The sequence below is a fragment of the Photorhabdus viridis genome, assembly GCF_040256935.1.
GTDB classification, from domain to species: domain Bacteria; phylum Pseudomonadota; class Gammaproteobacteria; order Enterobacterales; family Enterobacteriaceae; genus Photorhabdus; species Photorhabdus viridis.
The window spans coordinates 22,517-33,765 of the sequence record NZ_JBEJZY010000050.1 but is presented as its reverse complement, the minus strand read 5'-3'; the positions used below and the strand labels follow the sequence as shown (position 1 = coordinate 33,765).

Here is an 11,249-nt window from a genome sequence, read left to right as displayed (position 1 = left end):
AATTTAGCAGGCAAATGTATCTCCAGAAAGTCTCTGGCAGTATCAATATGACTTAAAAACTGTTTAAAAACAGCATCATGTGGTGTTGGTGTATTTTTTCTCTTCATCGGCAAATAGTAACATACTTTCTTTTATAATGGCCCACCTGTTCTGTGAGCCACTTTTATTCTTATTACAACTTTCTTATTTTTCTTTTTTTATTATAAAGCGTTAATCAAGCAAACTTCCCCTTTCCGATGGTGGTATCTGTCCACGCCATTGCAATAGCGACTTTCGCCTTACTATCCAGATTCTCAATGAAACCATTATCCCCCGCTGTCGGGGCAAAACTGCTCATGGCCTGAATCAAAGAATCAACCGCATTATCTGACAATACAGTAAATTCACGCTCTCCTGATGTATCTTTATTACCCATTTGAGTCACTAATTTGGCACGATGACCATTAAAGTAATCATGAAAGGTGACTGACCCCACCGATTCAAATATACCCTGCGCTGTTTTATCCTGAGCAGGACGACGATTCACTGACAGCACCAAATCGTATCCGCTGCGCTGGAACCACAGGTTTTGCCAGTCAACGCCGTTGAACAAGATCATATCTTCTGCGCTAATATCGCTAACCCGGTTATCAATCACCTCTGTGCTGACCACAAAGCTGTCTGCACCCGCACCACCCTGGAAGCTGTTCTGATAACCGCCTAATACCAGCAGATCCTGACCTTCACCGCCGTCAAACTGACTGAACTTCGAAATAGCCGCCGCTATCAGGTGATCATCACCTTCTCCACCGTTAATTACCGCATGGTAGCCCATCAGTTTAACCGTATCATTGCCGGAATAACCGTCGATTCGGTTGTCATTACCAAATACTCTGGCAAAATCATTGCCTGCACCTAAATCAACCCGGTTGTTATTGCCGATGGTCACAGCATAGTCCTGACCGGCTCCGGCATCCACCCGGTTGTAGTTGCCGGAGGTGATTACATAATCCTGCCCGTTACCCGCATCAATAAAGCCACCTTCACCAAAGACAAACGCCTGATCATTACCTTCGCCCATAAAAACCTGGTTAATGCGTCCGGCCACCACGGCGGTATCATCACCATTGCCACCAAACATCCAGTTTTCACGTCCCATCAGAACGCCCATGTCATTCCCTTCACCACCAGCAAAGATGTTGGATGTTCCTAATGAGTAATAAACATCATCACCACGGCCACCCCAGAAATTGTTGTTATCACCCAGATAAGCACCGAGATCTTTACCGTCGCCACCCCAGTTGAAATTATAATTCCCCAACGACGCATGAATATCACCATCTCCTTGCAGATGACCACTGTTACGCAGGAAATCAAAGGTTTTTTGCCTCATATTGAGCAGATCTGCTGTTAGATTCCCTTTCAAATTGGTCACTAATGATTTCATCTCTGCTTGCTTATCTTTGCTAAACATCGTTGCAAACAGGTTAGGTAAATTCAGCGAATTAAAGCCAAATGCACGTTCTGCTTTGCTATTAGCTTGAGCGCTATCACCGTTGATGCTAACCACAGATCCTTGTTCCTGACTTTCATCAGGCGCTTTCTCTTTCAAGCCATGACTTTCCACAAATGTCCTGACGCCATTTTCTCCCATATTGATGCCAGCCTCCAAACTATCCAGCAATTTCTCTGGGTTGGTGAAGGCTTTCAGTTGATCACCGCTAAATTCCCTTATCACTGCCAGCATTTCTTTCAGAATAGCCTTGCCATCAACAGGCTTGCCTGTGCGGGAAACAATATATCCATCTGCGGTGTAGTCCACACCAAAGATATCCGCTAAGGTAGTATCTTCATTTACACTAGCCAATCGGCCAAGCAGCTTATTCTGAAGCTGACGCGGTAAGTCCTCCGGATTATAAGTGAAGGTTGTTTTTGCCATACCCGTTGTCGAGTATTGCTGAGTCATCAAACCAAACAGGGAACCCAGGTTGGTATCCAAAATTGACTGGATGTTGTCACCAAACATAAAGTTCCAGTTACCGGTCGTAACCTGAATATCAGCACCACGCCCCCCAACGGCAAAGTTGAAAGCCAACTGCTGATTGGCCTGACGGAATTTGTCTGCACGGCTTATTTTGCCCATCTCAATATTATTGCCATTTTCACCCAGCCACTGATTGAATTTTTTGTTCAGTGCTGATTCGGCGTCATACTGCAAGCCACGGCTGCTACGTTCATGTTGAGAGTCCAAATTAAGCAGTGTTTTGTAATCCACGCTGCTGGTTTGGTCTAAACCAGACATATCACGCACAAACTTCTTCGCACCGGCGATTGTCCATTGCTGATCTTGTTCCGCTAACCAATCCTGCTTTTCACCGGAACGGGCAATACCTTTCAATACGTCAGCAACACGGGTAGCGCCATCAAATGGATTGACCAACGGTGGCGTTGGGATGGACTTATCCATCATCACAATCAAGTCATTACTACGACCTTGGTTGAAGCTGATATTACGGTTGCCAATAAACATCTGCGCCCCTTCAAGCGCCTGATAGCCGCCAATATCAAAGCTATGTTGACTATCGCCATGACCAATGTGAACCATCACATTGTTGTCACCGAAAGCCAGTGATTTAAAACCACCGGTCCCCACTTTAATACCGACGTTCGATGTACCCCAATTCAGTGCAGTAAACTCTCCGTCACCGACATTTACCTGGATATTACCGGAGTAACTGAGCTGACGATGCGAGTTATCGCTGGTGTTAACCTTTTTACGCTTCTGTGGCTCAATGAAAACTTCAGTGTTATCCGCAATCGCCCCTTTGATAACCGAATCAGTCTCTGTGTAGCCTACTTTAGCGAAGTTGATATCGCTTTCAGCAATACCACGACGAACCTGTTCTGTATGAGTTGTCAGTTTATTCTCTGCATTCCAACTCAAGACGATTTTGTTATCAGGCAAGTTGTTAACCCATTGGTTATTTTCGTCACGGGTAAATTTACGGCCTGTTGCGTCAACCGCGACTTCGCTACTACGGGCGGAAACATCACTGCGGATACCCTGTTTATCCAACTCAGTAATAAAATGACGAGCAAAACCATTCCGCTTATCATCACTAATCAGTGAACAACCCACCAGGCTGATGTGATCGGGTTTGCTGATAGCCTTTTCGCCCAGCTTGGCGTTCTGATAAAACTGCGTTAATTTCGTCGCCAATTTATCGGCACTGTAACCACTCAGACGGATGTTATTCTGCTCTGACGCATCACGGCCATGACCAACAACCTGCCAGCGTAATTTGTTTGATAATTTAGACAGATCGCCATAAGCAACCCGATATTTACCGTTGGAGTCAAGTTGAATAATCACGCTGGAATCCGGGTGTTTACCCGCCAGATTAGCTGCTGCTCTGGCGGCTATCGGGTCATCTTCCATCTGAAGAATGATCTGACCATCAAAGCGAGTTTCACGGTTATCAGTCTGTGGAATCACTTCCACCGTTTGCCAGGCATCAAGTGGTTTGTTCAGATGACTATCGTCGATAATAACAGGCTCTGTCCCTTTATTTTTACCAGATAACCCCTCTAAATCTTCCAGCGCAGGGCGGTTTTGCGGTTTTACCACAGCATACTTCTGATAAAACCCCTGAGTTTCTTTAAAAGCGTTATCCAGCGCCTGATTTACCCACGCCTTACCCGATCCCCCGGCAATATCTGCCAGATCCTTATAATTGGCGGTGTAGCTGTCCAGTACCTGCTTACGCTCATCACCAGTTGTCTGTAACGCTTTGTAAACCACCAGACTTTCGTTGACGGAATGACCACCATCAAATACCAGAAACGCCAGGGTATTGAGATAACTCTGACCCTTCGGGAAGTCAGGCTGCTTACTGGCGATATAGTTATTGAGATGAACCATGATATTGGTCGAGCCAGACGCGCCTGTCACCACAGAATGGCCTTGTGCTAACGCATTACCCTCAAACGCAGTTTCCCGTCCGGGGATCAGGATCCGCCCCGCAGCGACTTTCCTGCCATATAAGAAGTCATCATGCTTACCATTCGCAGGCTGGTAAGGCAGCGCTGTACCATAATCGTTAGTCTGCTTTCCAGTTATTTCGACTTTGTACGTAACATCATTTCCGGCAGTGAGTTCAGTACTAGTTGAACGGGCTTTAGTGATCACATCCTGGTAGAAAATATCGCCTTCTCTCTTCCAGGCAGCGCTATCCATCCCCATCCCCCGAGTGGTCGCCATTTTTACCGCTAGAAACGGCACCTTAATCACAGAAAAACCATCATCGACTTTAGTCATCATGATCTTGAAATTGGCAAAAGTTGGTTCGTCCAGAAACGCTGTTAACTCAGGCGCTCGGCTGAACCAAGGACGAAAATCCTTATCAATATCCTTGGCAAAAGATTGCATCTTTTGGGCAATTTTCTGGTCGCGCTCAGCCCCCTCAGGATAAAAACCACTTATCCACTGTTCAAATTCCTGTACCAAGAAGTTACCTGTCCGTTCAGCAGTATCTTTCGCCTCCGGTGATGCTGTTTTCACCAGTTCATAAGCCAGTTCAGAATCAAAATGGCGGCCGAACAGGTTATCAATATATTGTCCGGCGGCCTTCTCTTTGTTGGCATCAGCCAATAGTTGCTGAGCCAGCGTGTGCAGTTCAAGATGTGTTTGCAACTGGGTGACAGCATCCTTAAATAATTTGATGGTTTCCTTTTGGGTCACTTGTCCGGTAAGCCAAAGTTCTCTGGCTCGTTCAATCAGAGAATGACCTTCCGGGATAGCCGCCTGCTGCAACCGGCTGACGAAAACGATAAGACTCTCACTTTCGGTCTTAGGCGCATCCCGCTCTGCTACAGAGTTAGTCTGGGTTAATGGCTTAATTTGTAAATCAGTGAGACGATTAATTTCGCTTTGCGCAATATCGTCTTTCAGGCCCACCACACGCCCGAACCCATCAAAAGATACTTGCTGACCAAACTGCGACACCTGCTCAGGCGCCACAGTGATCCCCAAAATCCCAGCTGATTCAGCTCTCTGAGCCTGAAGATAAGCAACCAGCGCCCCCATCTCAAAACGCAAACTTTTCACCAACTTACTACGCTGAGCGAATTCCTTGGGATCATGCTGTTGCCAATGAGCCAGCGCGTTCTCAAGCTGCAATACATGCTGTTCATCGGGCCGTTCGACAGTGCTATTAAAAGCCTCACGTACGGCCGCCAGCGCTTTACTAGGCAGATCGGTATTTATCGACCCAAGACGTCTTTTGGTAGAATCAATAAACCGTTTGTCCCCCTTATCCAGTAAGACAAGTTCCAATTCTTTAAGTACAGAAGAACGAGATTTAGGGTTATTTCCCCCTAATCCTTGCAGATCAATACCTGAAATCGTCGGCGCTTTTCTGGTTAACTCTCTGGGTTTATTTAAGGTCGATTCCACAGCGCCATCGGATGATGCTTCGGTAAACATTGACATGATCGAAGCACCGGTATTTTTTGAACGAATACCCTGGTTGATTCGTAGCCGATTGACTGCCTGTTGCGCATTATTCAAAGCAGCCAAATCTTCTTCCGTTAGTGCCAGATCTTCACTGTTCCAACCGCCAGTTTCAGCTTTTGATGCAGGATCGATATGACTTTTCGGCGCCTCCATCTCAATTGGCGTATACGCTTTTCCAGACAAGCCACTGCCCGTCGCCCCGATACGATCCGGTTTAGCATCATCAGCCTGTTTTGCGCCTTTTGCATTATCCTGCGCCTGAGCCGCTTTATTTGTCGCTGCTGTACTATCACTTTCACCACGCTGTTTCGCTTTTTCATACGCGGTATTGGCGTCGCTCGCCGCTTTCTCGGCCCGTTGTTTCTGTAATAATGCCTCTTCTTTTCTCAGCTCTGCTTTTTTCTGAGCGTCTACAATAGCTTCGTCTGCACTATCTATATTCTCAAAGCTTTTCTCTAAACCCGCTTCTGATTTTTTAATTGCGGTTTTTACTGTTTCTCGTTTATTAATAAAGTGCTGCTGTGCATCAACTAATTTTTTCTGTGCGATAAACTTGGCATCATTTAATTTATTCTGGGTACTATCTAAATACCCAATAGCAAACCGATTACGCCACTCATCACCTGATTTGCCATCATAATTCCCATAGTTATTAAGCGTATCCATGCCTTGAGTCATGAAAAATAGTTCTTTTGTGACTATCCTGGACTCTTCACTTATTGCATCACGCTGTACTTGCCCATTGTTATTCAACGCATCTTGATTGGTTGATTCTAGTTGGAATTGTGATTTTGAAATTGTTTTAAGCTGTTTATCTTTCTCTTGTTCCAAGAGCTGACGATTTATCTCAGCTTTTTCCTTATCGCTTAACGCATTTTGCGCGGCTTTATCCTGCTTCACATGTCTGATAACCGCATCAGCTTGTGGTGATGCCTTATTCTGAGCTGAATTAACATTATCTCCAATTTGCAAGGCATTCTGGATAACCTCAGTATCAGGCGTCTCCACCGGGGTTATTACGCCACTCAAGTTGTTAGCCAGATCCGAACTCACTTCATCAATTTTATCCATCTGGAAACCATCAATGGCAGAAATTTCGGTTAAATTAATCGCTCCTCTACCTTTATTGATTCCAGAAGTACTCGCCTCATCGCCATGGATCAGATAATTAATCGCGTGGCTACCTTCCACATTCAACACAGTCTGTTTAATATTCTTAAACAGAGAAGAGAGATGACTACTTTGTGTGTTGCTCTCCGCAATAGAAAGACTGTAGAAATCACCATTACCAACCTTAATCGCCACATTATTACGTGCATAGGAGACATTGATCCCCAGACCATCGCCAATATGAATATTGGCATTACCTTTGCCTTTCATGATCGCAACATTAAGACCATTCCCGACTTTGGTATTAATGTTATATTTACCCCACACCGTGTTGACTGAAACGCCATCACCCACTTTGGTATTCACATTCAGGTCGCCATGCGTTGCAGTCACGTTTAAACCATTCCCCACCGTGGTGGTGATATTAGCTTTACCCTTTGCCGCAGTAACCTGTGTGCCATCACCGACTTTAGTGACAATATTGCCTTGACTCCACAAAGCATTAAAACTGTCGCCGTTACCTACTTGAGTCACAATATTGGCATCAGCTTTGGCAAGCACCACATTATTCCCGCCGCCTACCTTAGTAATGATATTAGCTTTGCCCCAGGCTCCCGTGTAATCATTACCGTCACCAACATGGGTGATAATATTGGCATCGCCTTGAACGACGGTGACTTCTTGCATACCGCCTACTTTGGTAATGATGTTCGCTTTACCTTTGGCGAAATTATAACGTTCGCCATTCCCGACCTGAGTCAGAACGTTGGCTTCACCCCAGACAGCGTTAATACCGGCGCCATTCCCCACTTTGGTAATAATATTGGCTTTACCTGTAGCGAAACCAACAGTTGTACCATCTCCAACGTGTGTCATGATGTTACCCACATCGGAAATAAGCAGGCCGACCGTAGTACCATTACCCATTTTCGTCAGAATATTGCCTTTACCCAATAGCACGGCAGCAGTCGTTGATGCTCCCACATGAGTGACGACATTAGCCTCAGCCGCAGCCACAACGCCCATAAAATCCTTACCCACTTTGGTGACAATATTGGCTTTACCCAGTGCCAGCACCCCAGTTAAACCGTCGCCAGCATGGGTCATGATATTAGCTTGACCAAACATTGCCGCCAGCGTTGTACCATCACCGCTCCTGGTCATCACGTTCAACTCACCGGCAAACAAACCAATACTTGTTCCACCTCCATCATGGGTGTAGATATTGGCATTACCCACCATTAAGCCGACAGTCAAATCATTACCCACTTTCGTCAAGATATTGGCTTGCCCGATCATAGCGGCAAATGTTTGACCATTACCGACATGGGTCATCACATTGGCCTCGCCTATCATTGCTGCCAGCGTCATACCATTACCCACTTTGGCGGCGACATTGCCTTTGGCCAGCATCAGGGCAACACTCATCCCATTTCCAACATCAGTAAACACATTGCCGGCGGCTACCATTAGCGCCAGCGCATTGCCATCCCCCACTTTGGTAAAGACATTACCCACCCCTCCCATCAGCGCCCAGGCATCACCTTGACCAACATGAGTAAAAATGTTGCCAGCGCCAATCATGGCCGCAATCGCGGTTCCATCCCCAACTTTAGTGAAGATATTGCCTGCGGCTCCCATCACACCCAGTGTCTGATGGTGACCAATATGGGTAAACACATTACCAATACCGAACATAATGCCGGTAGTATCGCCGTTGCCTACTTTGGTCAGGATATTGACACCCCCCAACATCACACCCTTCGTACTACCGTTACCAATGTGAGTAAGAACATTCGCACCACCGCCCATTACCGCAACAGCATCACCTCTCCCTTTTTTGGTCAGGATATTGGCGCCGCCCAGCGCAATTGCTGTGGTATCTGATATTTCATTATCACCCGTAATATGCGTGATAATGTTGGCTCCACCGAGCATTCCGGAAACCAGATCACCTGCTGCAAGTTTGGTCAGTACATTGGCCCCTCCCACTAATACCGAAGAGACTTTTCCTTTACCTTTCTGGGTCATGACGTTAAAACCGCCCGCCCCGAACCAGTTCGCGCTGCCATCACCTATTTGAGTATGGGTGTTGTACCCGCCCAACATGATAACCCGGCTGTCACCATGACCTTGATGGATCGAGATATTACCAACCGCCAGAAGATGAGCCAGATACTGCCCGTCACCGATTCGAACCAGCACATTGGCCGCACCGCCGGCGTTAACATCCATTTCCCCACGCTGGTTTTGATGAACGAGAACATTCGCCAGGCCGATACCCCGGAACCACAGGTTGCCCTCTTTACCACTTTTCACGATGACGTTGGCAGCACCTGCGCCTTCAAAATGCGTATTACCGAATCTCGAACTATGAAGAATGACGTTAGCAATCCCATCACCCTCAAAATTAACATTGCCACGTATCACACTGGATTTAATGACGTTTCCACCCCCCATACCGCTAAAATCAACATCACCGGTGCTATCACCGGTATTTGCAGACGATTTCACCAACTCCTGATGACTATCTTCTGCAATATGTTCTAAATGCTCAGAGACACGGAGTACGGTATCGACTTGATATTTAAGGCTAGTTAGTGAATATCCCTTCGCCTCCATCGAGCTATAACCATTTGCAGGTGAAAAATCTTCATTAGCCAAATTACTGGTATGGTTGCCTGCTTTGTACCACGCACTGGCATAATATTTCAGCTCTCCGGTTTTAGGATCATTTTTCAACTCCACCATGACCACTTTGGTATATGACTCGACATATTTGGCATAGACATAAGCATTTGATCGACGATTCGATTTCACCGCTGAAACATCCAATACCAAACCATCAGAATGGATTGCATGCCCATGCATTTTTGCATCAATCAGCGTGATATCTTCTGCTTTAGCGGTGGTTCCGCCGGCATAAGTCACCCATTGATTTTCCTGCAAATCCTCTTCAACAGTATGCTGAATAGTAATGGGTTGATAATGTTCAAAGATTAAATTGAAAAGATGATAATCATTATCATTGCTTATATAATCAAATCCATTCTCTAAAGAGATATTTTCCGTAGCAAGATTGTTGAGTTGATTACCATTTTTACGCCATGAAGTGGCGTAATAACTCAGTTTACCGGTTTCAGGATCATTTCTCAGCTGAACTTTACTGATCTTAGTATACATTTCATCAGCAAACGCAAAGAGATAAGTATTAGGCTCAGTAGTTGATTTAATGCCTGTCACTTGCTGGGATTTCTGAACTCCCATCTTCGCCGTTGTTAATACAATTTCTTTAGCGTTGGTGTATTCCAACGCCTTATCATATGAATCGCTATCTTCACCTATTCTTGATATTTCATTGTAACCACCGAGACCGGAGAAACTGATATTACCATGAGCTATATTAGAATAAATTTTGTTATAACCACCTGCGCCTTCTAATTCGACATTACCGCGAGTCTGTTCATATTTATCTTTACTTTCTCGCAAGCGTTCAATACGGTTTGATACTCCTGCACCATGCAAGATAATATTGCCTTCTCTCCCTTTACGAATAATGTGATTATCAATCCCTGCACCTGTGAAATCAATATTACCGCTTTCAACCCGTGAGCTGATGCTATTTGCCGCCCCCCCGCCAGCGAATTTCACATCACCGTGGCTTCCCTCATAATGGTCAAACCAAGTACGGTCAATTTTGTTGCCAGCACCGGCTCCGGTAAAGTTTAAATTACCCTGATTAGTTTCATGCCATAACTCGTTATAACCGCCGACACCTTTAAACGTTACATCACCGGATTGCCCTTTACGACTCAGGTTGTTATAAGCAGCGGCCCCGGAGAAATTGAGATTACCACTGCTTCCTCGGTGATCCATAGAAACACCACCCGCCGCGCCAGCAAATGAAATATGACCATTGCCGTTTTTATCAATACTTACGTAACCCGCGGCGCCATGTACATTCAGATCACCGTCAATACTCACTATTTTTAAATATCCGGCGCCGCCATCTACGGCCTTATCGCCAGAACTGGCATAGATTGTTGCTCCTAGAGAACCAACAGTAATATGATCATCTCCTCCTTCTGCCTGAATCACTCCCCCTACCCCAATAGCGACAATATTATTACCATCATCATCATCTTGATATTTTCCGGTAAAGAAATATTCTGTACTGCGGTTTGATGATTTCCCCATAAACAATCCTTTAATTTAGTTAGAAATCTATTCACAAAGATAACAAAAACATTAAGCTCAGAGACATAATGAGCTTATATATCTATAAATACGGTTAAATGAATAAGTGGAATAAAATAATATAGAGCAAAAACTCAAAATCAATATTTACACACAAGAAAGTCTGTTTACCCCCCATATATTGCCCCATATCCCCACATTGATGTTCAAAATGCAATAAGACAATAAAAATAAACTATAACAAGAACTAAACGTAACAAACTGTTTTAATTTAAATTATTAAATAATTTTTTCATAAATCAAATTAATAAAACCAAATTATTAACATTTTTATATCAAGAATACAGGGGAATTTAACTTACTTATTTTGAATAAAACATCTATCGCAAGAAAATAACAGAACACATCCAGCAGTCTTATCTAAATAAATACGACCAATAAATACAAA

The 11,249-nt window shown here is 44.8% G+C and carries 2 protein-coding genes; both read right to left on the bottom strand.

What is annotated here, in order from left to right; translation table 11 throughout:
* Positions 1–107: Rpn family recombination-promoting nuclease/putative transposase (locus tag ABR397_RS18685; protein ID WP_350307052.1), on the bottom strand; the 107-nt coding region annotated here is incomplete at its 3' end.
* Between the two features lie 107 nt (positions 108–214).
* Positions 215–10,801, bottom strand: a complete 10,587-nt coding sequence (rtxA, locus tag ABR397_RS18680; protein ID WP_350307051.1) for an MARTX multifunctional-autoprocessing repeats-in-toxin holotoxin RtxA — start codon at positions 10,799–10,801, stop codon at positions 215–217.
* Positions 10,802–11,249 lie beyond the last annotated feature (448 nt).

Bases quoted from the DNA above. Each gene is read 5' to 3' on its own strand.
- rtxA (WP_350307051.1), bottom strand. From the start codon at position 10,801: ATGGGGAAATCATCAAACCGCAGTACAGAATATTTCTTTACCGGAAAA.